Origin of the sequence: Synechococcus sp. MIT S9504 (genome assembly GCF_047497135.1) — a bacterium.
Taxonomy (GTDB): Bacteria; Cyanobacteriota; Cyanobacteriia; order PCC-6307; family Cyanobiaceae; genus Synechococcus_C.
In genome coordinates, this window is the sequence record NZ_CP138942.1 from 404,542 (window position 1) to 429,545 (window position 25,004).

Annotated in this window: 31 protein-coding genes and 1 tRNA gene; 13 read left to right on the forward strand and 19 right to left on the reverse strand. The window is 58.8% G+C overall.

Annotated features, from left to right (window positions below; all coding sequences use genetic code 11):
* Positions 1 to 27: 27 nt before the first annotated feature.
* Genes SIB58_RS02250 through SIB58_RS02270 form a run of 5 tightly spaced genes read left to right on the forward strand, consistent with a single transcriptional unit; the run spans position 28 to position 3,345 of the window.
* The gene (locus SIB58_RS02250; RefSeq protein ID WP_066905954.1) at positions 28 to 1,041 is read left to right on the forward strand and encodes an ATP-binding cassette domain-containing protein; all 1,014 of its coding nucleotides are present in this window, start codon (positions 28 to 30) and stop codon (positions 1,039 to 1,041) included.
* A 37-nt stretch (positions 1,042 to 1,078) separates the two neighbouring features.
* Positions 1,079 to 1,936: an ABC transporter permease gene (locus SIB58_RS02255; protein ID WP_066905952.1), complete on the forward strand. Its 858-nt coding sequence runs from the start codon at positions 1,079 to 1,081 to the stop codon at positions 1,934 to 1,936.
* Positions 1,929 to 2,420, forward strand: coding sequence for a hypothetical protein (locus tag SIB58_RS02260; protein WP_067325861.1), 492 nt, complete (start codon positions 1,929 to 1,931; stop codon positions 2,418 to 2,420). Before SIB58_RS02255 ends, SIB58_RS02260 begins: the two co-directional genes overlap by 8 nt.
* 21 nt (positions 2,421 to 2,441) lie before the next feature.
* Complete coding sequence (locus SIB58_RS02265; RefSeq protein ID WP_369813413.1) at positions 2,442 to 3,143, forward strand: N-acetylmannosamine-6-phosphate 2-epimerase; 702 nt, start codon at positions 2,442 to 2,444, stop codon at positions 3,141 to 3,143.
* A 19-nt stretch (positions 3,144 to 3,162) separates the two neighbouring features.
* Positions 3,163 to 3,345 (forward strand): hypothetical protein, encoded by a 183-nt coding sequence (locus tag SIB58_RS02270; protein WP_066905948.1) that lies wholly within the window; start codon positions 3,163 to 3,165, stop codon positions 3,343 to 3,345.
* 25 nt (positions 3,346 to 3,370) lie between these two features.
* On the opposite strand, the gene groL is transcribed toward SIB58_RS02270, so the two are convergent.
* Positions 3,371 to 5,032 (reverse strand): chaperonin GroEL, encoded by a 1,662-nt coding sequence (gene groL, locus SIB58_RS02275; protein WP_066905946.1) that lies wholly within the window; start codon positions 5,030 to 5,032, stop codon positions 3,371 to 3,373.
* A gap of 129 nt (positions 5,033 to 5,161) precedes the next feature.
* Here groL and SIB58_RS02280 point away from each other — a divergent pair, with 129 nt between their 5' ends.
* Entirely contained in the window at positions 5,162 to 5,338 is a 177-nt protein-coding gene (locus tag SIB58_RS02280; protein ID WP_170953727.1) for a hypothetical protein, read from the forward strand.
* 25 nt (positions 5,339 to 5,363) lie between these two features.
* On the opposite strand, the gene fabG is transcribed toward SIB58_RS02280, so the two are convergent.
* The 3 genes from fabG to SIB58_RS02295 are packed head-to-tail and all read right to left on the reverse strand — an operon-like array spanning position 5,364 to position 8,094.
* Positions 5,364 to 6,116: a 3-oxoacyl-[acyl-carrier-protein] reductase gene (gene fabG / locus SIB58_RS02285; protein WP_066906169.1), complete on the reverse strand. Its 753-nt coding sequence runs from the start codon at positions 6,114 to 6,116 to the stop codon at positions 5,364 to 5,366.
* Between the two features lie 47 nt (positions 6,117 to 6,163).
* Entirely contained in the window at positions 6,164 to 7,264 is a 1,101-nt protein-coding gene (locus tag SIB58_RS02290) for a potassium channel family protein (RefSeq protein ID WP_066905944.1), read from the reverse strand.
* Complete coding sequence (locus tag SIB58_RS02295) at positions 7,264 to 8,094, reverse strand: glycosyltransferase family 9 protein (RefSeq protein WP_066905942.1); 831 nt, start codon at positions 8,092 to 8,094, stop codon at positions 7,264 to 7,266. Before SIB58_RS02295 ends, SIB58_RS02290 begins: the two co-directional genes overlap by 1 nt.
* A gap of 72 nt (positions 8,095 to 8,166) precedes the next feature.
* On the opposite strand from SIB58_RS02295, the gene ispD reads away from it, so the two are divergent.
* Positions 8,167 to 8,838, forward strand: a complete 672-nt coding sequence (ispD, locus tag SIB58_RS02300; RefSeq protein ID WP_066906167.1) for a 2-C-methyl-D-erythritol 4-phosphate cytidylyltransferase — start codon at positions 8,167 to 8,169, stop codon at positions 8,836 to 8,838.
* On the opposite strand, the gene SIB58_RS02305 is transcribed toward ispD, so the two are convergent.
* Positions 8,829 to 9,746 carry a S66 peptidase family protein gene (locus SIB58_RS02305; protein ID WP_067325858.1) on the reverse strand — a complete coding sequence of 306 codons (918 nt, stop codon included), beginning with the start codon at positions 9,744 to 9,746 and terminating at the stop codon, positions 8,829 to 8,831. The genes ispD and SIB58_RS02305 overlap by 10 nt on opposite strands.
* Positions 9,746 to 10,639: a 4-hydroxybenzoate polyprenyltransferase gene (locus SIB58_RS02310; protein WP_066905938.1), complete on the reverse strand. Its 894-nt coding sequence runs from the start codon at positions 10,637 to 10,639 to the stop codon at positions 9,746 to 9,748. The genes SIB58_RS02305 and SIB58_RS02310 overlap by 1 nt, the downstream gene beginning before the upstream one ends.
* Before the next feature lie 101 nt (positions 10,640 to 10,740).
* On the opposite strand from SIB58_RS02310, the gene SIB58_RS02315 reads away from it, so the two are divergent.
* Positions 10,741 to 12,402 carry a Ppx/GppA phosphatase family protein gene (locus tag SIB58_RS02315; RefSeq protein WP_066905936.1) on the forward strand — a complete coding sequence of 554 codons (1,662 nt, stop codon included), beginning with the start codon at positions 10,741 to 10,743 and terminating at the stop codon, positions 12,400 to 12,402.
* Here the strand turns inward: SIB58_RS02315 and SIB58_RS02320 are convergent.
* Entirely contained in the window at positions 12,386 to 13,192 is an 807-nt protein-coding gene (locus tag SIB58_RS02320) for a helix-turn-helix domain-containing protein (protein WP_066905934.1), read from the reverse strand. The genes SIB58_RS02315 and SIB58_RS02320 overlap by 17 nt on opposite strands.
* A gap of 203 nt (positions 13,193 to 13,395) precedes the next feature.
* Here SIB58_RS02320 and SIB58_RS02325 point away from each other — a divergent pair, with 203 nt between their 5' ends.
* Complete coding sequence (locus SIB58_RS02325; RefSeq protein ID WP_066905932.1) at positions 13,396 to 13,770, forward strand: hypothetical protein; 375 nt, start codon at positions 13,396 to 13,398, stop codon at positions 13,768 to 13,770.
* Positions 13,771 to 13,905: 135 nt separating this feature from the next.
* Here SIB58_RS02325 and SIB58_RS02330 read toward each other — a convergent pair whose 3' ends face one another.
* The 7 genes from SIB58_RS02330 to petC all read right to left on the reverse strand — a co-directional run bounded on the left by SIB58_RS02330 (position 13,906) and on the right by petC (position 18,159).
* Positions 13,906 to 14,097 (reverse strand): hypothetical protein, encoded by a 192-nt coding sequence (locus tag SIB58_RS02330; protein WP_066906165.1) that lies wholly within the window; start codon positions 14,095 to 14,097, stop codon positions 13,906 to 13,908.
* A gap of 220 nt (positions 14,098 to 14,317) precedes the next feature.
* Positions 14,318 to 14,611, reverse strand: coding sequence for a DUF1330 domain-containing protein (locus tag SIB58_RS02335; RefSeq protein ID WP_066905930.1), 294 nt, complete (start codon positions 14,609 to 14,611; stop codon positions 14,318 to 14,320).
* 304 nt (positions 14,612 to 14,915) lie between these two features.
* Positions 14,916 to 14,987 (reverse strand) — tRNA-Val (locus SIB58_RS02340).
* Positions 14,988 to 15,024: 37 nt separating this feature from the next.
* The gene (gene cobM / locus SIB58_RS02345; RefSeq protein ID WP_066905928.1) at positions 15,025 to 15,780 is read right to left on the reverse strand and encodes a precorrin-4 C(11)-methyltransferase; all 756 of its coding nucleotides are present in this window, start codon (positions 15,778 to 15,780) and stop codon (positions 15,025 to 15,027) included.
* The gene (gene lgt, locus SIB58_RS02350) at positions 15,777 to 16,628 is read right to left on the reverse strand and encodes a prolipoprotein diacylglyceryl transferase (RefSeq protein ID WP_066906163.1); all 852 of its coding nucleotides are present in this window, start codon (positions 16,626 to 16,628) and stop codon (positions 15,777 to 15,779) included. Before lgt ends, cobM begins: the two co-directional genes overlap by 4 nt.
* A 20-nt stretch (positions 16,629 to 16,648) precedes the next feature.
* Positions 16,649 to 17,581 (reverse strand): cytochrome f, encoded by a 933-nt coding sequence (petA, locus tag SIB58_RS02355; protein ID WP_066906161.1) that lies wholly within the window; start codon positions 17,579 to 17,581, stop codon positions 16,649 to 16,651.
* A gap of 41 nt (positions 17,582 to 17,622) precedes the next feature.
* Complete coding sequence (gene petC, locus SIB58_RS02360) at positions 17,623 to 18,159, reverse strand: cytochrome b6-f complex iron-sulfur subunit (protein WP_066905926.1); 537 nt, start codon at positions 18,157 to 18,159, stop codon at positions 17,623 to 17,625.
* 104 nt (positions 18,160 to 18,263) lie between these two features.
* Here petC and SIB58_RS02365 point away from each other — a divergent pair, with 104 nt between their 5' ends.
* Entirely contained in the window at positions 18,264 to 18,611 is a 348-nt protein-coding gene (locus SIB58_RS02365; RefSeq protein WP_066905923.1) for a DUF3067 family protein, read from the forward strand.
* On the opposite strand, the gene tatC is transcribed toward SIB58_RS02365, so the two are convergent.
* Both tatC and SIB58_RS02375 read right to left on the reverse strand, forming a co-directional pair.
* The gene (gene tatC, locus SIB58_RS02370; RefSeq protein ID WP_066906159.1) at positions 18,562 to 19,296 is read right to left on the reverse strand and encodes a twin-arginine translocase subunit TatC; all 735 of its coding nucleotides are present in this window, start codon (positions 19,294 to 19,296) and stop codon (positions 18,562 to 18,564) included. The two genes, SIB58_RS02365 and tatC, sit on opposite strands and share 50 nt — an antisense overlap.
* Before the next feature lie 117 nt (positions 19,297 to 19,413).
* Entirely contained in the window at positions 19,414 to 21,132 is a 1,719-nt protein-coding gene (locus SIB58_RS02375; RefSeq protein WP_066905921.1) for an NFACT family protein, read from the reverse strand.
* Between the two features lie 63 nt (positions 21,133 to 21,195).
* Between SIB58_RS02375 and gmk the strand changes: the two genes are divergently transcribed.
* A complete protein-coding gene (gene gmk / locus SIB58_RS02380; RefSeq protein WP_066906157.1) occupies positions 21,196 to 21,768 on the forward strand; it encodes a guanylate kinase in 573 nt (190 codons plus the stop codon).
* 5 nt (positions 21,769 to 21,773) lie between these two features.
* On the opposite strand, the gene psaJ is transcribed toward gmk, so the two are convergent.
* Positions 21,774 to 21,890 (reverse strand): photosystem I reaction center subunit IX, encoded by a 117-nt coding sequence (gene psaJ / locus SIB58_RS02385; RefSeq protein ID WP_066905917.1) that lies wholly within the window; start codon positions 21,888 to 21,890, stop codon positions 21,774 to 21,776.
* A 32-nt stretch (positions 21,891 to 21,922) separates the two neighbouring features.
* Positions 21,923 to 22,402, reverse strand: coding sequence for a Photosystem I reaction center subunit III (locus SIB58_RS02390; RefSeq protein ID WP_066906154.1), 480 nt, complete (start codon positions 22,400 to 22,402; stop codon positions 21,923 to 21,925).
* Positions 22,403 to 22,478: 76 nt separating this feature from the next.
* Here SIB58_RS02390 and tsaD point away from each other — a divergent pair, with 76 nt between their 5' ends.
* Positions 22,479 to 23,549 (forward strand): tRNA (adenosine(37)-N6)-threonylcarbamoyltransferase complex transferase subunit TsaD, encoded by a 1,071-nt coding sequence (tsaD, locus tag SIB58_RS02395; RefSeq protein ID WP_066905915.1) that lies wholly within the window; start codon positions 22,479 to 22,481, stop codon positions 23,547 to 23,549.
* Between the two features lie 38 nt (positions 23,550 to 23,587).
* Positions 23,588 to 23,782: a hypothetical protein gene (locus SIB58_RS02400; RefSeq protein WP_066906153.1), complete on the forward strand. Its 195-nt coding sequence runs from the start codon at positions 23,588 to 23,590 to the stop codon at positions 23,780 to 23,782.
* Between the two features lie 17 nt (positions 23,783 to 23,799).
* On the opposite strand, the gene SIB58_RS02405 is transcribed toward SIB58_RS02400, so the two are convergent.
* A complete protein-coding gene (locus SIB58_RS02405) occupies positions 23,800 to 24,960 on the reverse strand; it encodes a type IV pilus twitching motility protein PilT (RefSeq protein ID WP_066905913.1) in 1,161 nt (386 codons plus the stop codon).
* Positions 24,961 to 25,004: the final 44 nt, after the last annotated feature.

Here is a 25,004-nt window from a genome sequence, read left to right on the forward strand (position 1 = left end):
TTTCAACCGATTGTTTCCGTGGGCGGGATGTCATTGCTTGAGCTCGATCAACTGGAAAAGTCCTATGGGACCGTTTCGGCTCTGAGCGGACTCAGTCTGTCGGTTCCTTCAGGCTGCCTCTACGGATTGCTTGGACCGAATGGAGCGGGAAAGACCACTGCGCTGCGCATTCTGGCCACACTGCTTGCCCCTGATCAGGGACGCGTCGTTGTTGCAGGGATCGACGCGCTTCAGGAGCCTCGTACGGTGCGTCAACTGATGGGCTATGTGGCTCAGGAGGTGGCGATCGACAAGATCCTCACCGGTCGCGAGCTTCTGGCACTCCAGGGAGATCTTTACCATCTGCCGCGGCACGACCGGAACAACCGAATTGATCAGCTGGTGGATCGGATGTCGATGGCTGACTGGATCGATCGTCGCTGCGGCACCTATTCCGGTGGGATGCGACGGCGTCTGGATCTCGCTTCCGGTTTGCTGCACCAACCACAACTGCTTGTTCTTGATGAGCCGACAGTCGGTCTCGATATCGAAAGTCGCGCTGTGATCTGGGAGGTGCTTCGAGACCTCCGCGATCAGGGAACCACGATCCTGTTGAGCAGTCATTACCTCGAGGAAGTGGAGGCTCTGGCTGATCGGATGGCGATCATCGATGCTGGTCGCGTGATTGCGGAGGGCGCGCCTGAAGCCTTGAAACAGCAGCTCGGCGGTGATCGGGTGACCTTGAGAGTCCGCGAATTCAGTGACCAGCCCGAAGCGGAACGGGTTTGTCAACTTCTGGAGGTGGTGGATGGTGTGAGACGGATCGTGATTAACCGCGCTCAGGGTTATTCACTCAATCTCGTTGTCGACGGTGAGCATGTGCTTGCAACGCTGAAGCAACGGTTGGCGAGCGAGGCTCTTGAAGTGTTCTCCCTGTCACAGAGCCGTCCCAGTCTCGATGATGTGTATCTGCAGGCCACCGGTCGCACTCTGATGGATGCCGAGCTTGCCGTGGCAGGTCAGCGCGATCCCAAGCAAGAGAGACGCCAGTCGATGCGTTGATCCCTCACCTGATCATCTTTCAGTTTCCGTCTTGTCCATGACCAGTCCTGCCCTCGATTCAAGCCCCTCCAACTCCGACAACGGTTCGGCGATCGCCGAGCTTCTGCAGGAAACATTCGCTCTGACGAGACGTCTGTTCCTTCAGCTTCAACGACGTCCGTCCACCTTGGTGGCCGGTGTGCTTCAGCCCTTGATCTGGCTGGTTCTGTTCGGTGCTCTCTTCTCACGCGCACCGGAGGGGCTGCTGCCCGGTGGCATGAGCTATGGCCGTTTTCTCGGAGCTGGGGTGATTGTCTTCACTGCCTTCAGTGCCGCGCTCAATGCAGGGCTTCCAGTGATGTTCGACCGTGAATTCGGCTTTCTGAACCGCCTGCTGGTGGCACCGTTGCGCAGTCGCAGTTCGATTGTTCTGGCCTCTGTGATCTACATCACGACGTTGAGTCTTGTGCAGAGCCTGGCGATCATGCTCACCGCATCTTTGCTCGGCTATGGATGGCCAGGCGCTGCAGGTCTTCTGCTGGTGATGGTCACCTTGCTGCTGCTGGTCTTCGCAGTCACAGCGTTGAGCCTTGGACTGGCGTTTGCCCTGCCTGGTCACATCGAACTGATTGCAGTGATCTTTGTGGCCAACCTGCCTCTGCTTTTCGCAAGCACGGCGCTTGCCCCTCTGAGCTTCATGCCCCCCTGGCTGGGCTGGCTTGCATCGCTAAATCCCCTTACCTTCGCGATTGAACCCATTCGTGCCGCCTATGCCGGCCCGCTTGATCTGTCATCGGTTCTGCTCGAAGCTCCCTATGGCTCCGTTACCGGCACCACCTGCCTTCTGGTGTTGACGCTGCTGACGGCCGCTTTGTTTCTGCTGATCCGCCCTTTGCTCAACCGCAAGCTTGCCTGATTCCGTGAACCATTCCCCTTATCAGCATCAGGATCCTCGCCAAATCAACCTTCAGCAACTGATTGAACTGGCTCAGCAACAGGACGATCAACCGTTGTTGACACGGCTCGAACTGCAGTGGGTTCACCGCTTCGGTGTCGCCTCCCTGCCGCAGGGTTTGCTGGCATCTGAAGAATGTTCGCAATCGTCCATGGCACAGCCTTTGGCTGAGGTTGCTCCGATTGCTGCGCCTGAATCGAATGCATCGCCTGCTGCCAAAGCCGAAGCAGCTTCGGATGTGGAATCTGAGCTGCCGTCCCCTGGGATCAATCGTTTCAGCTCCTTGTTGAAAACCTGTCTGGATGATGTCGGTCGCGTTGTTGATCCTGAGATCAGTCAAAACACTCCGGCCCCCAGTCTTCGACCGGTTCCTGCCGCAGGTCCGCAACGATTGCGGCGCTGGCTGACACCCGTCAGCCAACAGGATCTGCCCAAGGCGTCCTGAAAGGGCATGGTCGTCTTGCCGGTGAATCACTTGTCCCGGGACCATCTCCAGGGTGGCCTGATCGTTTCGGTTCAGGCCCCAGAGGGGTCTCCCATGCGTCATCCCGATGTGATCGCCGCTATGGCCGAAGCCAGTCTTCGCAACGGCGCCATCGGGGTCAGGCTGGAGAGTCCTGAGCACATCGGCGCTGTTCGGGAGCGTTGTCCGGAGGCCCTGATCGTGGGGCTGTGGAAACGCTCTTTCCCGGACAGTTCGGTCTACATCACGCCTCGATGGGAGGACATCAGAGCGGTCTGGGCGGCTGGTGCCGACGTGATCGCTTTGGATGCAACGGCACGCAAGCGACCCTCGGGCCAAGAGCTTGAGTCGCTGATCCAGCGAGCGAGAACGGAGCTCGGTGCAGCTCTGATGGCGGATGTCGACAGTGTTGAGAATGGCCTCAAGGCTGCGGCTCTGGGATGTGACTGGGTGGGAACGACGCTTTTTGGCTACACGGAAGACACCGCTCAGTTCTTTCCACCAGCCATGGAGCTGTTGCATCCTTTGAGACAACAGCTTCCTTCCTCCACGCCGCTGGTGTGCGAAGGAGGCATCGCTTCTGCTGTCACCGCAGCTGATGCCATCAAGGGCGGTGCTGATGCGGTCGTTGTCGGAACAGCCATCACCGGCGTGGATCTCCAGGTCGCGGCCTATTGCCGTCACCTGAAAAGGCAGACTGGCTGAGTCCCGCGAGACTCATGCCATGTTGCGCCTGATTTCACTCCCGGCGATGGTCGGAGGACTTGTTCTGGCTTTGCCGGTAGCAGGCCTGCCGATGGGTGAGCTCCAGGCTCTGAACAGGGAGCTTGGGCATCTCTGCAGCAAGCCCCCGCGCGAAGCACTGGCGGTCTGTCGGATTCATGCGCGCCTGGTTCAGGCTCTCTGAGTTAAACCAGGCGCGCATGGTTGGATCACATCATCCCGGGCATTCCCATTCCGCCCATGCCACCCATTCCGCCCATGCCACCCATGGGATCGCCACCGGGTGCTGCCGGAGCAGGGGGCTCAGGTTTGTCGGCCACAACGACTTCAGTGGTGATCAGCAGAGATGCGATCGAAACAGCGTCCTGTAGTCCAAGGCGAACCACTTTGGCGGCATCAAGAATGCCTGCCTGCAGCAGATCCTCGTAATTGCCGGTCACGGCGTTGAAGCCCTGCCCGGAGCTCTGCACCTGTTCCACAACGATGTCCCCGTTGGCACCAGCGTTGATGGCGATCTGCTTGAGGGGTGCGCTCAGGGCGCGCTGAACAATCTCCACGCCCGTTCGCTGATCTCCCTCCAGCTCCGCAGCAACGGAATCAAGAGTTCCTGCCAGTTGCAGCAATGTGGAACCACCCCCAGCAACAATGCCTTCTTCAACGGCGGCACGGGTTGCATTCAGGGCATCCTCGATGCGCAGCTTGCGGTTTTTGAGCTCAGTTTCGGTAGGTGCACCCACCTTGATCACGGCAACGCCACCAGCAAGTTTGGCAATGCGTTCGCTGAGCTTCTCCCGGTCGTATTCCGATTCGGTGTTGTCGAGTTCACGCCGAATGGAGGCCACCCGCTCAGCCACTGCGTCACGGCTTTCCTCGCCGGCAACGATCGTCGTGCTCTCCTTGCTGATCGTGATTCGGCGGGCGCGGCCGAGATCGGCGAGTGAGACCTTCTCGAGCGTCATCGCTCTGTCTTCGCTGATCACCGTGCCGCCGGTGAGGATGGCGATGTCCGCCAGAGCCGCTTTGCGGCGCTCACCAAACGATGGAGCGCGAACAGCAGCGACCTGGAGAACGCCGCGGTTCTTGTTCACCACCAGGGTGGCCAGGGCTTCCCCATCCACCTCTTCGGCCAGAACCACAAGCGGAGAGCCGGACTGCTGCACGGCTTCCAGCACAGGCACCAGGTCGGCCACCGCGCTCACCTTGCGGTCAGTCAGCAACAGCAGTGCGTTATCGAACTCGCAGATCTGACGGTCGCCGTCCGTCACGAAATAAGGGGAGCTGTAGCCCCGGTCGAAGGCCATGCCTTCGGTGACATCGAGCTCAGTGGCCAGCGATTTGGATTCCTCAACGGTGATCACTCCGTCGACGCTGACCTTGTCCATGGCTTCTTTCACCATCTGGCCCACCTCTTCATCGCCGCCGGCGCTGACCGTGGCCACCTGACGGATGGCATCTCCACTGACGGCCTGGCTGCGCTCAGACAGGCCTTTGACCACGTGTTCAACCGCAGCTTCCATGCCGCGGCGCAGTTCGATCGGGCTGGCTCCGGCTGCTGTGTTGCGCAGACCTTCCTCAACCATGGCCTGAGCCAGCACGGTTGCTGTGGTGGTGCCGTCTCCGGCCTTGTCCTTGGTCTTGGACGCCACCTGCTGGATCAGTTTGGCGCCGATGTTCTCGAAGGGATCCTCGAGCTCGATTTCCTTCGCGATCGTGTCGCCGTCATTGATGATGTCGGGTGCTCCGAATGACTTCTCAAGCACCACATTGCGACCGCGCGGGCCGATGGTGACTCGCACGGCATCGGCGAGAGCGTTCATACCCCGCTCCAGCGAAGCGCGGGATTCATCCGAAAAACTGAGAAGCTTGGCCATGGTCGACACGTACCCGCTCGTCAATGTCCCACAACGACTGGACGTCTGACTCGCTGCAGGAAGTGGGGAAAGCCGAATCATCGTGCGCTGATGTCTGCTGAAGGCCGCTGCGCTCGTTAGCGTTGACCCATGGCCAATTCAGGGGCACTCTTCTTTGTTCTGCTGACCGGTCTGGCCGGGATCATGGCTTTGGTCTACGTGCCGTTACGCATCTTTCTCACTGCAACAGAGCGCAGTCGAAGATTCAGATTGCTGCAGCGGATCCGCAAACTCAGGGATGAACTGGGGCAACCTCTTGAGCCTTGATGCATTCGGCCGCCGCTGACTCTCGTCAGCCCATCACCATGCCCCCGTCAACCTGCAGAACCTGACCGGTGATGTAGGCCGCAGCAGGGTCAGCTGCCAGAAACCGCACAGCTCCGGCAACCTGATCCGGAGTTCCGAATCGACCCAGGGGGATGGCCGCGAGGATTCCCTCCGTATCAAGCTCCTTGGTCATATCGGTGGCGATGAAACCGGGAGCCACTGCATTCACGGTGATTCCACGGCTGGCCATCTCCTTGGCGGTGCTTCTGGTGAATCCCACGACGCCTGCCTTGGCTGCGGCGTAGTTGGACTGACCGGCGTTGCCCATCAGGCCCACAACAGAGGTGATGTTGATGATCCGTCCGCTTTTCTGCTTGAGCATCGGGCGGGTCACGGCCCTGGTGCAGAGGAAGACTCCACTCAGATTCAGATTGATGACCGCCTGCCAGTCTTCGGTCTTCATCCGCATCAGCAGCCCATCGCGGGTGATGCCGGCGTTGTTAACCAGAATGTCGATCCTTCCACTGCGCTCGATCACGGCCTTGATCAGACCGTTCACAGCCTCCTCGTCGGCCACATTCGCTTGAAGGGCATAGGCCTGACCTCCAGATTGCTGGATCTCACTGACCACCGCATCGGCCGCATCAGGTGAGCTGGAGTAGTTCACAACCACCTCAGCACCGGCCTCAGCCAGGGCGAGGGCGACGGCTCGACCGATTCCACGGCTGGCTCCTGTCACCAGAGCGATCTGGCCATCGAGGGTGCGGATGCTGCTCATGCAAGGACCTGTGACCGGGTGATCGTACGGACCTGCAGAACCAGCTTTCATTCAGTGGCCTGCATGCCTCGCATGGTTTCCACTGCGTCAATGGCGTCACCAAGAATCTGACGCAGGTCCTCCAGTTGCTGCTTGCTACCCATCACCACAAGCATCTGGCCCGGGGCCAGGGTCACCTCCCCATTGGGGTTGGCCAGCAGGGTGCTGTTGTCACGGATGGCGAGCACCATGGCGCCGCTGCGCCGTGCCAGGTCCAGTTCCTGCAGGCTGCGGTGAGCAATCTGACTCATCAGCAGAGGATCTTCACTGAGGCGGAATTCCTCGATTTCGCAGTCGGATCCCGCCAACAGATCCGTGAAGTCGACGGCCAGTGGTCGCAGGGCCGTCGTCGCCATCAGCCGACCGCCTGCCACGTAGGGGCTCACCACCACACTGGCACCAGCCAGTTCAAGCTTGGCCGCTGCTTCTTCGCTGTCAGCACGGGCGATGAGGCGACATCGCTTCTCAAGTCCCCGGGCGCTCAGGATCACGTAGAGATTGGCTGCATTGCTGGGCAATGCGGTCACCAGACTTCTGCAACGATCGAGGCCGGCCTCCATCAGTGTTTCATCCAGAGTGGCGTCGGCCTGGAGCACCTTCAGTCCGCGTTCTTCAGCCGCTTTTTTGCGCAACGGGTCGAGTTCGACCACGAGTACCGGTGCCTTTTCGAGCAGCAGCTGCTCGCCGATCTCACGACCGATCCTGCCGTAGCCGCAGAGAATGACGTGGTCCTGCATGCGCCGCAGCATCCGGCGAAACCTCAGCTCCCGTACCTGACGGAAGTATCCGGATTCTGACAACCCCAGCACACGCTGAATCGAGAGCTGAACAACCAGCAGTCCTCCGGCGATGATCAAAACCGTGACCAATCGCCCTGGCTGGGAGAGAGGCTCCACTTCCCCATAGCCAATGGTGCTGATCGTGATCAGCACCATCCACAGGCAATCCCCCCAATCCCATCCTTCGGTGATTCGGTAACCGATGGCTCCTGCGAGGACTAACGCGGTCAGTGCCAGTCCCGGCAGCATCCAGGGACGTGCGAGGAGTTTCAGTTGATGTGGACGGCCACGGAGCAGACCTTGTCGTCTGCCACGCCGGGGGCGCATCATCAGAAGCCGAGAGCCTGCATCACGTCCGGGACCGACAGAGAACTCAGATCATCCGTGTCGAGCCTGCGAATCATGTCCCTTTGGGGAAGCTGGTCTGTCTTGGCACCCAGTGCAACCAGCGGCAGCCCGCAGTAGGTGGCAATCAGCTGGGTCAGGGAACAACTGCTGAGCACCACATCAGCGCAGGCAACGGCAGCGGCACGCTCGGCGACGGGCATGTCAGTCGGTAGAACAAGGCTGCGCAACTGGGGCAGCTTGCTGCGGATGGTCTCCGGGAGTGACGTCCAGCGTTCCTGAGGCCAGTCACCAGGGAATGCCCCGGGGGCAAGCAGCAGCAGAGGACCATCACCTGCGGGCTGAGCACTGCGGGCTTTTTCCATGGCATCCGCAGGCAGGCTGAGGCGGAAGGCATCGGCATTCAGAGAAACGCCCATCGGGGACAGAAACGCTTCAAGTTTCTGCGGCGTCCAGCCTGCTTCAACCGTGGCGGAGGCCGTACTGGCAAAGCCTTCCGTGGCCACCCGCATCGGGATATGGCTCATCGACAGCATCAAATTCACCTGCCTCCCTGTGGCGAAATTGAGGCAGGCCTGGAAGTCAGGTTCCCTGACCAGCCCCAGAAGGTTGGCCCAATCCGAGAGGTTCGGAGTCGCTTCGAACGGGAAGGGAATCACTTTCTTCACCGCGGGCAGCATGGTCCAGAGCGCGCGATGGGATGGATCGCAGGCCACCTGGAGGCTGGCCTCAAGCTGATCAGCGGCAGCAGCGAGAGCCGGCAGGCGCTCGAGCTGCTGTTGAAGGCTTCCGGGGCTGAGAGCGAGAACGCGCATGAACCAGCAGCACAGGTGGTGCGAGCTGATTGTATGGAGGCCGTTTCAGACTGCTGGCAGCAGGAGTCGCTTGTGCATCTGTTGATTGCCGCAGCGGGCAGCGGCCGGCGTATGGGGGCTGATCGCAACAAACTCCTGCTCAAGCTTCGGGGCAGGCCTCTGCTGGCCTGGACGCTGGAGTCGGCTTTCGCGGCAGAGGAGATCGGTTGGATCGGGGTGATCGGTCAGCCTGGCGATCAGCACGAGATTGCCCCCCTACTGCAGGCTGCGCCCAAGCCTGTTGCCTGGATCGAAGGTGGCAGCACACGCCAGGAATCGGTGGAGCGAGGCTTGGTGGCACTCCCGGGGGACGCGGAGCATGTGCTGATTCATGACGGTGCCCGTTGTCTTGTTGATCCAGGATTGTTCGATCGCTGCGCTGCTTCGGTTTTGGGCGGTGATGCGGTGATCGCTGCGACGCCTGTAACCGACACGATCAAGCGTGTGAACGGTGGGGGACTCATCGCTGAAACACCGGATCGAGCAGAGCTCTGGGCAGCGCAGACACCCCAGGGTTTTGCTGTTGCTGCTCTGCGTGAAGGCCATGCAAAGGCCAGGGCCCTCGGTTGGTCGGTCACCGACGATGCCTCCCTGTTTGAACGCCTGGGATGGCCAGTCCGGGTGCTGGATGCCGGCCCCGCCAACATCAAGGTCACCACGCCGTTCGATCTCATCGTGGCTGAGGCTGTGCTTGCTCAGCGTTGAGTCGACAGCTCCAGGCTGAGGGTGCCGCTGTTGCCATCCAGTTGAGCGGGCACGCCCATCGGCAGGGCTGCATTGCCTCCGTTCCCGTGACCCACGGGCAAATCCGCTACCACAGGACAACCCAGGTCCTGAGTGCGTTCACGCAGCACCTGCTCCAAGCTGAACGTGTGTGTGGGATCGCTCTCCTCAGCGTCGTCGCAACCGCTGAAGCGCCCGAAACCAATGCCTGCTACCCCCTGAAGTGCCCCCACAAGCCGCCAATGGGTGAGCATTCGATCAAGGCGGTACGGAGCTTCACCCACGTCTTCGATCACCAGGATTGCACCACGCAGATCGGGTAAGTGAAGACTGCCGAGCAGGTGGGATGCCACCGTGAGATTCACCGTGATCAATGGGCCGGATTCGATGCCTCCAGCCCAGCTCGTCCCCTGAAGGGGGGCAACCGAATGCCTAAACAGCAGATCATGAAGACGCTGTTGGCTCCAGACAGGTTCGCCAGCCAGCGTTGTGACCAGCGGTCCATGGATGCCGCCTCCAAAGCCGCTCGCCATGCGGCTGCAGAGCAAGGCTGTGACATCGGAGAAGCCAAGAAACCACCCTTCCTTCCAGGCAACGGCATGTTCCAGGAGACGGGCGGCTCCCCAGCCGCCTCGGGCACAGGCCAGCAGTGCGCTCCCCGCTTGAGCGGACAGATCGCTGGATCGTGCGCTGTCGCGCCCTGCCAGATAGCCCCAGTGCCGACCTAGGCAGGTTGGGGTGTTCACTGTCAGCCCCCATGACTCGAGCACGGCGATCCCTGCATGCAGGCTGGCTTCATCGCAGATCGCCGAGCTTGGAGCCGCAATGGTGACGTTGTCGCCCAACTGCAAAGGAGCGGGCATTGGCCAGAGAGGTGCGGATGGCTGCATCAGCTCAGACGAGAAAGCACAAGGCCGATGAGCAGCAAGGCTCCGATCTGGACCTGACGCCCGAAATGGCGGGCATAGACCTTTGCTGGCTGTTGTTCACTGGCTCGCAGGGTTTGTGTGGAGCGCCAGAGACCAATGGTGGCCATGACCCAGAAGGGCCAGAAGAACACCCCAACATCGGCGGCTGCGGCCGCTATGGCCAGGGATGCTGATGTGAGCCCATATCCAGCTCGAACGGTTCGGATGGCGTTGCGTCCGAGAGTCAAAGCGCTGCTGCGCAGGCCGAGCCGCGCGTCATCCGGACGGTCGGCCATGGCGTAGACCGTGTCGAAGCTGAAGGTCCAGCACAGGGTGGAGAACCAGCATCCGATCAGGGGGATCGATGGGGTGATGCTTCCTGTGAATGCCGCCCAGGGGATCAACACCGCGAAGCCCCAGCAGATCGCCAGCAGTGCCTGAGGGAATGGGAACCAGCGTTTCGCGGATGGGTAGATCAGGATCGGAGGAAGTGCCAGGACTGCCAGTTGCAGGCAGAGCAGCATCTGGGACGACAGGCTGAGAACAATCCCAAGGGATAGAGCCAGGAGCAGCACGAGCCCAGCAGTCGCCTGTTTCCGGTTCAGTGCACCGCTGGCGAGGGGACGTTGGCGTGTGCGTTCGACCTCTCTGTCAATCCTCTGGTCCCAGAGATCATTGGCGATGCAGCCGGCCCCGCTCACGGCCAATCCGCCGATCAGGATCTGCATCACCAGTAGCGCCGGGGGAGGAGCGTCCGGAGCGAGCCAGAGACTCCACCCGGCGGGGACGAGAAGAATCAGGCGTCCGCTTGGTTTGTTCCATCGCAGCAGAGCCACCCAGGGCGACATGACGCGAGAAAAGGTCGTGCCAGTCACAGTGCGCAGAACCCGAAGCGTGGATTTTTGGAACCTTAATCAGCGGCGACTCGGCCCGGAGCACCGATGGCAGAGTGGGTTCGTCTCCATCACGGTGCGCCATGCCAGGTGCCGAGTCTTCCCCAGCACCCGCGGTGGACCCCAGCCATCAATCGGCCAAGCAGTCAGCGAACGGTGATCTGAGTGGATCGCGAAAAGTCAGGACTGTTGCCGCCATTGACGTGGGCACCAATTCCACCCACATGCTCGTGGCTTCGGTGGATGTGGCCCTGGGGACTTTCAGCATCGATCTGGCCGAGAAGTCGAATACCCGTCTCGGGGAGAGAGATCCCGAGACAGGCGAGCTGACACCCGAAGCGATGGCCAGAGGGTTGGAGAGCCTTCGCCGTTTTCGTGAGCTGGCCGTGAGCCATCAGGTGGAGCAGGTTGTTGTTGCCGCGACCAGTGCTGTACGGGAGGCTCCAAACGGCAGGGACTTTCTGCAAACAATCAAGGATGAACTCGACCTGGATGTGGATCTGGTCAGTGGCCCGGAGGAGGCACGGCTGATCTACCTGGGCGTGCTGTCGGGCATGCCCTTCGGTGATCGTCCTCATCTGGTGCTGGATATCGGCGGAGGCTCCACGGAACTGATCCTTGCGGATGGTCGGGATGCCCGTGCTCTCACCAGCACACGCGTCGGTGCCGTCAGGCTGCAGCGGGATTTCGTCAAGGACGACCCGATCCCTCCCCAGCGCCGCTCATTTCTGCAGGCGTTCATCCAGGGTTCGCTTGAACCTGCTGTGGACAAGGTGCATCGACGTATCAAGCCTGGAGAGACACCAGTGCTTGTGGCGACCAGCGGCACGGCAATGGCCATCGGTGCTTTGGCGGCCAGCGAAGACGACCGGCCACCTCTGAAGCTCCATGGTTACAAGGTTTCAAGGCAGCGTCTGAACCGTGTCGTGGACCGTCTGGCCGTCATGACACCTGAGCAGCGACGTGGTCTAGCGGCCATCAACGATCGGCGTGCGGAAATCATCGTGCCTGGTTCGCTCATCCTGCAAACCACAATGCAGATGCTGGGAGTTGATGAACTGGTTCTGAGCGAGCGGGCGCTGCGCGAGGGGCTGATCGTGGATTGGATGTTGCGTCATGGCCTCCTGGAAGACCGCTTCAGTTTTCAAAGCAGCATCCGCCAGCGCACCGTGATCCATCAGGTGCAACGTTTTGCTGTCAATCAGGCCCGTGCAGAGCGGGTTGCCAGCCACGCACTCAATCTTTACGACAGCACCCACAAGACCTTGCATCGTGATGACGGATCCGGCCGGGATCTCCTCTGGGCTGCGGCCATGCTCCATGCCTGTGGTCAGCACATCAATCTCAGTGCCTATCACAAGCATTCCTGGTATCTCATCCGCCACGGCGAGCTACTGGGTTATTCCGAATCCGAACATCTGATGATTGCGGCCATCGCCCGTTATCACCGTCGCAGTCTTCCGAAGAAGCGTCATGAGTCCTGGCAGGCCCTTCAGACCCGGGATAATCGCAAAACAGTGTCAGAGATGGCTCTGTTACTTCGCCTGGCCGCGGCCCTGGATCGACGTCCCGATCCCGTTGTTCAGACGTTGAAAACCGATGCGAAAGGTAATGATCTGATCCTGGAGCTGGTGCCGGAGCGTCTGAATCAGAACCTCAGCCTTGAACAGTGGAGTCTTGAAAGCTGCTCAGCACTGGTGAGGGATGTCACCGGTCTGCACCTCAAAGTCAGAGTTCAGGATTGAGTTTGTACCAGCGCACCTGATCGATGGGCCCGAGGGGCCTGGGTGCTTCGTCTCCATTGCTGATCAGGACCAGGTCAGGCCGTCCGGCGTAGATCTCCAAATTCGATTCTGCAGGCAGGGATTTGCTGTCAGAGAGGGTTCCCTCATAAACAATCTCCCCTTCGCCATTGCGGATTGAGAGCCAGCTGGGTTCCTTGCTGCTGATGGAGATCGATCCTGCGGACTTCTCCTGAGGTGCAGCTGGTTGAGGTGTGGGCGCAGTGGGTTGTTTCAACATCGTTGCCGCCTTGATCGAGGCTGGCTCAATGGATCGACGTTGACTGGCCACCACCATTGCTCCACCGGTGACAGCACCGATCGCCAGAGCAGCCAATGCCAGGCGCTGCCATGGCATAAAAACGCTGTCGGTGCTTTGCGAACGGGTTGACGCTCCTGCCTTTGCGACACCACCGTTGGCAGCAACACTTCCGGACAGGGAACTCGAGAAGTTGTTGGCGGCCTTGGGAGCAGGCAGAACGTCTTGAAGTCTGGTGATCAGGGGGTCGCTATCGAGTCCGAGCTTGGAGGCGACCCTGCGGGTCATTGCCTTGATGAAAACCGGTTCAGGAAGTCTCTGCAGATCACCATTTTCAAGAGCCTGCAACTGTTCGCTGCCCATTTTCAGGGACTGAGCTAGTTGCTCGCAGCTCAGACCCTGTTCGAGCCGAGCCTGACGGAGCAGTTCACCGATCTCCTGCAGGGTTGAGACGGTTGTTCCATCCTTTGCCTGCTCGGAATCCGATAACCACATCCGACCCTCACTGAAACAATTGCCGTGAAATTAAGCTTGATCTGCTGTTCTGTCAGTGCCACGAGGCACACAGAGACAGTTGCCACATCGGAATTCAGCCTTCCCTTATTGCGGTCAGGCGTGGCTGAGCCTTGTTTTCCGCATGGCATCAGGATTTGAGGTGATTGTGAGGGAGTGAGCACAGCTTGATGAAATCAACCCGGATGACTCAGCTGCTTCTGGCGGCTCTGGTTGTGACTCAGGTTCCCAACCTCGTCAGTTTCATTGAGGCCCTCGGACGTTATGAGTCGTCGGAGTCAGCCTTGCGGGCATGCAGTCGGTGGGCTGAATCTGCCGGTCGTTACAGCGTGCGCAGAGCGGGGTTATGGACCAGCTATTCGCAACATCAGGTGCGTTCTTGCAAACAAGAAGGTGATCAATTTGTGGGCTATGAGTTGCCGATGCAAGGGGCTGTTGAGGTCAGCGACAATCCTGGAGATCCGAAGGGGTTCAATGCAGGTGAAGTCCCAGAAGTGGAGGACTCGGGCAAGCGATGGCGATACAGACGCAAGCGCTGGTCTCTTGTGATTCCCTTCTGAACGATGGACCCCGAAGTTCGTAATCTGGTGATCGCTCAGCTGCTTGTGATCGTGATTCCAGTCGGAACATTGTTTGCAATCTGGCTTTGGATGCTCACGCTCCGTCAGCGTTGATCGCTGTTTCCTGATGCAATATCAGGCAATACCGATCATCGGTGCCAGCCATTCAGCATGCATGGCTGAGAGAGCCGTCATGTTGAAAGCATGCACTGCTGGATTGGTCTTGTCAGCAACCCAGAGAAGCGCAAAGGGAGCATTGAGGGCGATCTGCATGCGCCATCTCCAGGTGAGGACCGCCCAGATTTTTTGAAGAATCGGGTTCTTCATTCGAAGCATCGCCTGATCCAAAATTGCAGCGATCTTGGCGCATCTGCTCACAGAACTGCGGATGGGCTGTGGTCGTCATGTCCAGCGGCGTGGATCAGCCAAGAAAAAAAGGAGGGTCCCACCCCTCCTTGGTTCGACGCATCTCCGGTGTTGACCCGAAGACGAGATGATTTTGCACGAAAACCTTCAAAACATCCGTAGTGATCAACACCCTGAAGAATTAGGCAACCAACTCTTCCGAGATCGACAGGGTGAGATCAGAGTGGGGTGTTCGCAGCTCAATCAGGGACTGATAGTCCTTTGACTCATAGGCAGAAACCGCTGACTCCAGAGATGGGAACTCGATGATCACATTCAGGGAACCAGGGGATCCTTCACGAACATCACACTGGACATCACGCACAAGAAATTTTGCTCCGACGGTCGGTAGCCATTCAGTGAGTCGGCTGATGTAAGGGACCATGGCCAACGGGGTGTGAATCGTGCCAGTGCTGATCCAGTAGCCCTTTGCCATGACAAATGAAATCTTTTGAACCGAATGTAGTTTGAACCGGTCTGCCAGGCCCCCTTCATGCAGAAGGCTATTGATGGATGAAGCGCTATCAAGACTCAATAACAAAGATGACTCAGGAGGCTTGTCAGGGCTGCATCATCGCAATGAATCGCGGATTGAGTTTTCAAGATCAAAAGCTCGATAGTCAAATCCGCTAATTGGTCTTTGGCTTGTGGTTTTTGTTGCTTTAAATAATGTTGCTTTTGAAAGGCATCTGAACTTGGGAATCAGATGAAACCCCTGCAAAACAAGGGCCTGAAATCCATGGGCGATACTGGATTCGAACCAGTGACCCCTTCCGTGTGAAGGAAGTGCGCTACCACTGTGCTAATCGCCCGATGGGGCAATCTTAAAACACCACCTGTCCCCAGTTTTCAGTGCCTGGGCCGGAATAAATGGTCATGATCAGGCGAATACAGTTTCGATCGCTGATTGGTTGAACGAAAGGCTGGACTAATCACATACAGCGTGGTGCGAATCAGATTGCGATCGTGCGTGATCTTCGCCATCTGATCGAGAGGGACCAGGTCCAGTGATTCATCAGGCCAGCTGACCCGATAGCCGATAGCGACCGGAGTGTCTGCTGGGTAGTGCTGAAGCAGCGTGGATTGAACCTCATCCACATGGCGGGCGCTGAGGTAGAGACAAAGCGAAGCCTGAAGGCTTGCCAGGTTCCTCAGATCTTCTCGTTCAGGAACGCCTGTTCGGCCTCCGCTGCGACTCAGCACGATCGTCTGAACCAGACCTGGGATCGTCAGTTCCGCCTTCAGAGCAGAAGCGGTTGCCTGATAGGCGCTGATGCCAGGAACAACCTCCACCTCGATTCCTGCATCGGCAAGTCCGCAGACCTGTTCACTCAGAGCTCCGTAGAGACAGGGGTCGCCATCATGAAGGCGCACCACTTTCTTCCCGCTGGTGGCACGTTCGATCATCAGGGGCAGAACCTCTTCCAGAGTGAGAGTGCTGGTCCGGACCCGTTCACATCCAGCGGGGGCAAGATCGGCGATCTGAGGTGAGACCAGCGAGTCGGTCCAGATCAGAACATCAGCGTTGAAAATGCGGTCTTCGGCTCGGCGAGTCAGCAGATCAGGTGCTCCCGGGCCAGCACCCACGATCGAGATCATGGTCATGAAGGGTCTGCCTGCTTCAGACCCGGATCCGGAAGAGCCGTCTTGCGTCCATACAGCCAGAACAAACCGAAGCCTGCAATGGCCATCAAGCTGAGGCTCATCAGCTGAGCGATGCGCAGGCCCCCGTCACAGAAGGGTGGTTGTCCGCCGAGGCAGAGCGGGTCGATCCTCAAGCCTTCGATCCAGATGCGACCAAGGCTATAGCTGAGCAGATAAATGCAGCTGAGAGCTCCTGACGGCAGCGAGATCTTTCTCTCGCGTCCGAGTCGAAAAAGAACCATTAACAACACAAAAATTCCGATGTTCCAGAGGGATTCGTAGAGAAATGTGGGGTGGAAGAATTCAGACGTTTTGAAAACACTTGGCCGGTTTCCTTCGGGAATAAACAGTTTCCAAGGCAGATCGGTTGGGACCCCAAACGCTTCCGAATTGAAGAAGTTCCCCCAGCGCCCGATGGCCTGTCCCAGTACCACTGAGGGCACCAACACGTCCAAAAGATCCCAGAAGGGAACCCGTCGCCAACGGCAGAACAGAATCACCGCCAGTGAGCCCCCCAGGAGTGCTCCATGGATAGCAATACCTCCTTTCCAGATTGCGAACACATCCCACCATGAGCGTTGGTAGGAACCCCACTCGAAGGCGACGTAATAAGTCCTCGCACCGACGACTGCGGCAAGCACGAGGATCGGCAGCAGATCACTGATCAGATTGGCGTCAAGGCCGCGCTGTCGCGCCAGCCAGCTGGAGAGATTGAGTCCGATCAGGACTGCAACAGCAATCAGCAGTCCATACCAACGCAGTGCGAAAGGCCCGAGCTGAAACAGCTCGGGCCCGGGGGACGTGAAAATTGCAGGGACCAACACTGATCTCAGACACCCTCAGCGGCTTGCACCTTCTCGATCTGCTTCTTCTTCAGAACCAACATGATCTGGGCGAGAGAAACAGCTGCGAAGAAAGCCAACAGACCATAGATGCGAACGGGGTTCTGAAGCACAACTTCAGCATCAACCTGGCCGAAGCCACCCACATTCGGGTCATCGGTCAGGGGAGCACCGGCTTCAATGGCATCACCGACTCCAACCAGCAGCGCAGGCCCCACGGGAATGGTTTCCGTGCTGCTCTCGCCGTCAGCGGTGTCGATGGTGATGACCTTGGCTCCATTGTCGCCATCCTCAATGGCTGAGACGGTGCCGCTGGCGGGAGAGGTGTAAACGGTGTTGTTGCTCTTCTCTCCGGTGGGATAGACCTGACCGCGGCCTCGGTTACCCCCCACGAAAATCTGGTATTTGCCGAAGTGGATGTTGCTGTCGGTTGCAGGATCCGGTGAAAGGACAGGGAAAACGATTTCCTGGTGCTGATCACCTGGAATCGGACCTACAAGAAGAATGTTGGGTTGATCATCGCTGTACTGCGTGAAATAAACACCTTCCGTTTCCTCTTTGATCTCATCAGTCCAGCGGTCCTGGGGGGCCAGGGTGAAGCCGTCAGGGAGTTGGATCACAGCTCCGACCTGTAAACCCACATCACTGCCGTCTGCACCGATTTCCTGGAGGCCTTGCTCGTAAGGGATTTTCACTGACGCCTTGAACACCGTGTCTGGAAGAACGGATTGAGGAACCTCTGCCTGGGTGATTTTCTTGGCCAGGTGGCAGTTTGCGCAGACTATCTTGCCTGTGGCTTCTCTTGGGGATGCATAGTTCTGTTGAGCCCAGAAGGGGTAAGCCCAGCTGCTTGAGGGAGCCGCGAACACGGCAAAGCCCATGATCAGGGCTGCGAAAAGTGGGGAGAGAATTCGGCGCATCGGAGGCTTGTTTGAGAGAGCGGTGGGAAAAAGGTTGTTGATCAGCCCCACCAGGGCTTCTCACCTGTTCGGAAGTCGGTTTCGGTCCACTGGCTCACGAAAACGTTGTCGTCCTCAACGCTCACGTTGGCGAGGGCCAGAGAGAGGGGCGCAGGGCCCCTCACCACCTTGCCGGTGGCGTCGTATTGGCTGCCGTGGCAAGGGCACATGAACTTGTTGGCACCACTGTTCCAAGGGACAACACAGCCCAGATGAGTGCAGATAGCATTGATGCCGTAACTGCCGATGGCGTCCTCACCTTCAACGATTAAATAAGTGGGATCTCCCTTAAGCCCCTGGACAAGACTGCGATCACCTGTGGGGTGGTCACTCAGCCAGCCCGTCAGCGTCACGGGATTGCCGAGTTCATCCTTGGCACTGGTGCCTCCACCGCTTCCTGCAGCACGTGGAGGAATGAAGTAGTTCACCACCGGATAGAGCGCTCCGAGGGCGACGCCAGTCACGGACCCAAAGGTCAGAAGATTCATGAACTGCCTGCGGCCCATTCCGGGCACATCAGCGGCTGGCATCTGAGTCATGTCTGACGTTCGTTGGGCACTGGATGGGACCCATTATGGGCGCTATAGGGGCGTGTCACACTTTGCCGAGACTGGATTTTCATTGATGTTTAAGGTCTTCATCAGTGCTCGCTGATCCCTCCTCCGAGAGGCAGTCGCGCCCTCTGTCGGTCGATGAAGTCATCGACCTGCTGCGCTCTCGCTGGCAAGCCAGTTATGACCTTCAGCTCGTCACCAGGCGCAGGCGGATGTACATCCAGGTGATGTGGGCTTACCTCGAGCAACAGTCCTTCCCTCTGGATGAGCCCGATTACCGGGCTCATCTCGCGGAAGTCCTGGAAATCGTCAACAGACTGGGGGAAGCGGAGACTGTTCGGGACTGGTTGCTCACGACCCGGGACAAGCCGCGACTAGGAAAGGCGCTCAGTCTGCAGCTGCAGGGGGAGGGGACTCTGGAGGAGTTTCTGCTCTGAACCGTTGAACCGCTGCGACGAGAAGCACTCCGATCAGGTAGAGAGCGGTGATTGCCCCAGCTAGCAACAACATGGTGACCGGGTCCGTGGACGGCGTCAGGACAGCACCAGCCAGGGCTGAAATCAGCACGACCCAGCGCCATGCGGAGAGCATGCGTTGCCAGTTGACCAGGCCGAAGACTCCCAGAAGAAGCTGCAGAACTGGAAGCTGAAAAGCCAGCCCGGTCGACAGCATGAGCAGCAGAACGAAGTCGAGATAGCGCTCAATCGACCAGAGGGGCTCAACGACATCGGCGCCGTAACTGACGAGAAAATTCAGCGCAGCAGGCACCAGTGCCCACCACGCAAAGCCCAGCCCAGCCATGAACAGAACAGCTGATCCCGCCACCGACGGCGCAATCAGTCGACGCTCTCCACGGGTCAGGCCTGGCAGAACAAAGGCCAGTCCCTGATACAGCACGTAGGGGAGTGCCAGCGTGAGTCCCGCATAGCCGGCCACTTTGAAAGAGACGAACAGAAACTCCCCAGGAGCCAGTTGCAGGAATCGGATCGAACCGGCGGGCTCTTCAAGAATTCTGACCAGAGGCCGCACCGCCAGAAGGCAGGCCAAGGCACAGACAACCACTGCGACAAGACTGCGCAGCACTCTCTGACGCAGTTCCTCCAGATGATCAACCAGAGGCATCTCCACGTCGTTGGGAGGACTGTCCTGAACTCCGATCCGAATCGGCGGCGGCGGTGACAGCTTCGGGGACTCTTCAGGCGTGATCGGCGTCAGAGGTGATTGAGCAGGTGGCTTGGATCAGGCTAGGGGGTTCCAAGTCTCAAGGGTTTTGTGCGCACGGTCCGGTTCCGCCCAGACCAGCTCGGCCTGGCGATGTCTCACGGTCCCTGGTGCAGTGCCAGGAATTCTCTGGAGATGTTCCACGCCCGTCATCACCACCGGCACCCTTCGATTTCCCTTCGCCCTGCTGAACCAGGCTGCAAGGTCTGCCGCAAGCTGCAGGTCCAGCTCTGAAGCAGCCGCTGCCGAGGCCTTGAGCACGACATGGCTTCCCGGACACTCCTGTGCATGAAACCAGAGATCACCTGCGCGAGCCTGATGCAGACTGATCCACTCGTTCTGGCGGTGATTGCGCCCCACCTGAATCACAAGTCCATGCTTGGAGCGGATCTCCAGTGGCTGAGGTTGACCCGGTGGAGGACCGCTGCGGCGACGGCGACGGCGAGGGGTCAGCAAATCCTCCAGTTCGGCCTTCAGCTCGCGCAATTGTCGGTTGCGATCGTCAGCATCGTCCCAGTCCGCCTGCATCAGATCTGCCAGGAAGCTTGCGCTGCCTTCAATCAGCGCAAGACGTTGATCGTGATGGGCCAGTCGTTCTTCGATCAGAGGAATGGAGCGTCGCAGCCGTCTGGCGCGCTGGTAAAGCTTCTGGGCCTGGTCGATGCTGTCTCTGTCAGGAGCGGCCTGACAGAAAATGGCATCCGCCTGGTGTTGAAGATCATCGGCTCCAGCAGTGGCATGCAGTCGCTCAACCTGCTCGAGACGTTGGGCCTGTTCCCGTTGTCGGCTCTGTTCCAAAAGCTGTTGCAGCTCCTGGCTCTCCCTCAGCAGTTGTCGCTGGTTGAGATGGTTCCGGTAATACAGCCCTAAACGAAGGCTGAGTGATTCACCTTCACCTGCTGAGTCTGCCGGATCATTCCAGACGCGATAGCCACCCGACTCATCGAGGTAAAGGGTGAATTCGCCACGATTGAGATGTTTCAGCCATTGCGTCCAGCGTTGATGCAGCAGCAGCCACTGGTTGTCGCGGATCTCTGTTACCGGAGTGCTGGCTGAGAGCTGCAACGGCAGCTCATCCTCTGGGGGAAAGCTGATGAGTTGCCTTGTCAGAGCGGGGCTGATGCCCTGATAGGTGTCGCGCAGCGCTTTGCCCAGATCGACAGGGACCAGAGTCAGCCTGCGCTTCCACTGCTCGAACGGCTCCTCGAGGCTTGGTGGCAGGCTCTGCAGCGATGGTGGCGGGAGATAAGCATCTCCACTGCTCAAGGGCCGTACCCGTGACTGGTGCTGTCTGACCTGTCTGGCAATCGCGGTGATCCGCTTCTGGTCATCCAGCAGCAGCACATTGCTGTGGCGACCCATCAGCTCGAGAACCAAAGTGCGCACGCTTTCCTCGCCTGGGCGTGGGGCGAAATGCAACAGCACAACCCGCTCAAAGTCACGCTGCTCCAGTTCCACCAGGGCCAGCTGCTTCAGGCCGTGCTGAACCTGCTGAGCCAGCGTGCTGCCAGTTCCAATCCTGCTGGGAGGGGGAATCTGAACAAGTCTGGCGGCCTCTGCCTGCCAGCTGAGTTCCAGCCAGACCATCCCGGTCAGGGTTCGGAAGCCCAGCTGCAGGCTCTGCTGATTCGGTTGTTGTGCTTTTTCAAAGCGACTTGGAATGATCTGTGTTCGCAGATCCCCCAGAACCGCCCGAAGGCTGGTGAGGTCCATCACCTGAAGCGTGCTGTTTGCCATCGCTATCCGGTGGCCTTTCGACTGGGGTGCCTTCCTACCCTGCTGCCTGACCTCACACAAGCCATGGCAACGACTGATCTCCGCGCCAGGCTCACTTTGCTGACAGGCCCCAGTGGCGTTGGCAAAGGGACTCTGGTGACACGCTTACTTGAGCGTCATCCGCAGCTCTGGCTTTCCGTTTCGGCCACCACCCGGGCTCCTCGCGAGGGTGAAAAGGATGGCATTCATTACTTCTTCCACTCGCGTGAATCATTTGACCAACTGGTCAGCGAGGGAGGGTTGCTGGAGTGGGCTGAATTCGCCGGGAACTGCTACGGAACCCCCAAGCAACCTGTCTTGAAGAGGCTTGAGTCGGGGACTCCTGTTTTGCTGGAAATCGAACTCGAGGGTGCTCGTCAGGTGCGCGGCAGCTTTCCTCAAGCCCTGCAGATCTTTCTTGCACCGCCAAGTTTTGCAGAGCTCGAACAAAGGATCCGTGGCCGAGGCACGGAAGATGAAGCCGCGATTGCCAGACGTCTGGATCGTGCGAGGACTGAACTCAGAGCCCAGCAGGAATTTGACGCTGTTGTCATCAACGATGACCTCAAAACCGCTCTTGACGAGCTTGAGCGGTTAATGGGGCTGGCCGCAGCTTGAGCAAATCAGAGCGGGTGGAACAGCAGGTCGGGGAAGAATCTGTTCCACTCGATCAGGATGCCTGCCGTCAACGTGAACCAGATGGCGGCAACCACAGGTGCAGTGGAGAGAAATTTTTTCATCCTTGGGTAGTTAGGTAAAGGAGCTTTTGTAATCAGCGGGGTGAAACTGTGATTTTCGAATCACTTTCAGTCAGCTTGCCACTGTTGAACTCTGAAATGGCAGCAACAGGCCATGTGGCTGCTTTGACAACGGAGTTCAACGCAAGTTTCATGTCTAGCTGGATCTCAAGCATGTTTTGATCCTTGCGACCGCGAATGGCCTTGAGATAGTCACGTCCGGCCCAGCCAATGGTTCCGGTGATGTAAAGGAACATCAGTCCTGGGAGTACGAAATCACCAGCATGGTTCCAACGACCGTCAACGATCAGATGGGGAAGACCATCCTCACCACAGGAGGCTTTGCTGTACATCTTGAAGCGGGCGACGGCCTGTGGCGTTGAGGCTGCACTGGCACGTTGCTGGAAACGTGCACTTTCAGAACAGGGAGTCAGCCCTGCTACATCAGCTCTGGCGACCGGTGCGAAACCGAACACCAGCAGGGCCGAAAGCGCGAGAGCGAAGAAACGACGCATCGGAACGGTGCCTGTTGAACCTGCCCTTGGGAGGCAGGATGTATCAAATTGACAGTAGTGGAGCTTGTTGACCTGCATGGCCAAGGTGCTAGCGCTCGAAACAAGTTGTGACGAGTCTGCCGCGGCTGTTGTGGAACAGAGCGGAGGTCGCCTGCAGGTGCTGTCGCATCGGATTGCATCCCAGATTGAGGAACATGCCCAGTGGGGCGGAGTGGTGCCGGAGATCGCCTCACGCAGGCATGTGGAAGCACTGCCTCATTTGATCGGTCAGGCGCTCAATGACGCAGCACTGCCGATCAGCGATCTGGATGCCGTTGCTGCCACTGTGACCCCAGGTCTTGTTGGGGCCCTGATGGTGGGTTCCTTGACGGGCCGCACTCTGGCGGCGCTTCACAACCGACCTTTTATTGCCATTCACCATCTTGAAGCCCATCTGGCCTCGGTTCGGCTGGCGTTGTCCCCGCCAGCCCCGCCTTATCTCGTTCTGCTGGTGAGCGGTGGGCACACGGAACTGATACGCGTCGAGGCAACAGGAGCGCTGGAGCGGCTCGGTCGCAGCCATGACGACGCCGCTGGTGAGGCCTTCGACAAGGTTGCTCGTCTGCTGGGGCTGGAGTACCCAGGAGGGCCGGCAATTCAGGCTGCTGCCGTTGAGGGTGATGTCAGCCGCTTCAACCTTCCGAAAGGTCGCGTCTCAAAACCTGGAGGGGGCTATTACCCCTACGACTTTTCTTTTAGTGGCCTCAAAACGGCCATGCTTCGTCAGGTTGAGGCTTGTCGGACTTGGGATCAGCCACTGCCCCTGGCCGATCTGGCCGCCAGCTTCCAGCAGGTCGTTGTGGATGTACTGGTCGATCGCAGCCTCCGATGCTGTTGCGATCTTCATCTGTCAACACTGGTGATGGTGGGCGGCGTGGCCGCCAATCAACGGTTGCGTGAATGCATGCATGTCAGAGGTGCTGAACAGGGAGTTGAGGTGCACCTGGCACCACTCAGCTATTGCACCGATAACGCAGCGATGGTGGGGGCAGCTGCGCTTGGACGTTTGCACTCCGCAGCCATCTCCAGTTCATTGGCTCTGGGCGTTTCAGCACGCTGGGCTCTCGAAAACTGCGCTCCTCTGTATCAATCGAATCCGCCTTTCTGAGCTGCAGTGCATAGGGTGTCGCGACTTGCAACAAGGTGATGTCGATCAAGGCCGAGACGCGCCAGCAGAACAACGTTGAACAGGTTGATTCCGGTGAATTGAATGCTTGGCGCAGAGGTTTTACGCCCCAGGCAGAAATCTGGAATGGACGCCTAGCCATGCTGGGATTGTCTGTGTCGCTCGGAATTCTGTTCGTGATCAGGGTTTCCGCTTCCAGCGCCCCAGCCGCCTGACGATCGAAACCCCACGCCTAACCCTTTCCCCTCAAGGCCTGAGCCAGTTCATTGGGTTTCAGGCTCTGAGCCACAGCCTGGTCAGCTTCGACTCTCTCCTGCTCCACAAGACTCTGCAGGCATTGATTGGTGGTAACCATTCCGTCAAAACTACTTCGCTGCATGATCTCTTCAACTTCATCCAGGGCTCCACGCTGGATGTAGTCCTTACAGGCTTCCGTATTGATCAGGATGTCGTGGAAAGCGGCCCGCTTGCCATCTGTGGTTCGGATGAGGCCCTGAGAAATCACACCCAGTAGTGACTCCGACAGAGATCGACGCACGCTCTCCTGGTCCTCGGGTGGGAACATGCCAAGCACTCTCTCCACGGTCTTGACGGCTGAATTTGTGTGGAGTGTTCCAAACACCAGGTGCCCGGTTTGAGAGGCTTCCAGGGCAGTGCTCAGGGTCTCCTGGTCGCGAATCTCACCCACGAGAATGACGTCGGGATCTTCCCGTAGAGCCGCTTTCAGAGCGTTGTGAAATTTCAGGGTGTGCAGTCCGACCTCCCGATGTCGAATCAGTGAGCTTTGGCTTGTGTGGACGAACTCGACCGGATCTTCAATGGTGAGGATGTGGCGATTCTGGTTTCGATTGATCCAGTCGATCATCGCCGCCAGTGTTGTGCTTTTCCCGGATCCGGTTGGGCCGGTGATCAGGACGAGCCCCTTGGGTCGTGAGGACAGATCACGCAGAACACCGGGCAGGTTCAGCTGCTCAAGGGTCAGGATCGTCTGGGGAATCAGCCGCAGAACCATGGCTGGCCCCCGCAGGGAGTCCAGAAGGTTGATGCGCACGCGCACAAAGGAAAACGCGTGGGCACCATCGAATTCCTTGATCTGATGGAAATCATCGATCTGCTGCGGCGTCAGGATTTCCCTCAGCCAGCGCTGGAAGGTTTGCTGAGTTGTGCAGGGCCACTCCGTCGTCAGCATCTCGCCACGGGCCCGGTATCGAGGGATTTCACCGACTCCGAGATGAACGTCTGAATGTCCCTTTTCATGGGCGATGCGTACGATCTGCTCCAGGCTGGGCGCCCCATCCTTCCCGTCGCTGATCGCTGTGGCGGCTGGTGATGGATGCCCTGGCGGGGAGACGGCGCCAGTGGGAAAGCCCGGTGGAAAGATCGGCTGACTCACACAATTCCCTGACGTCTTTGCTCAGCTTCGCCACAGCTGTCCTG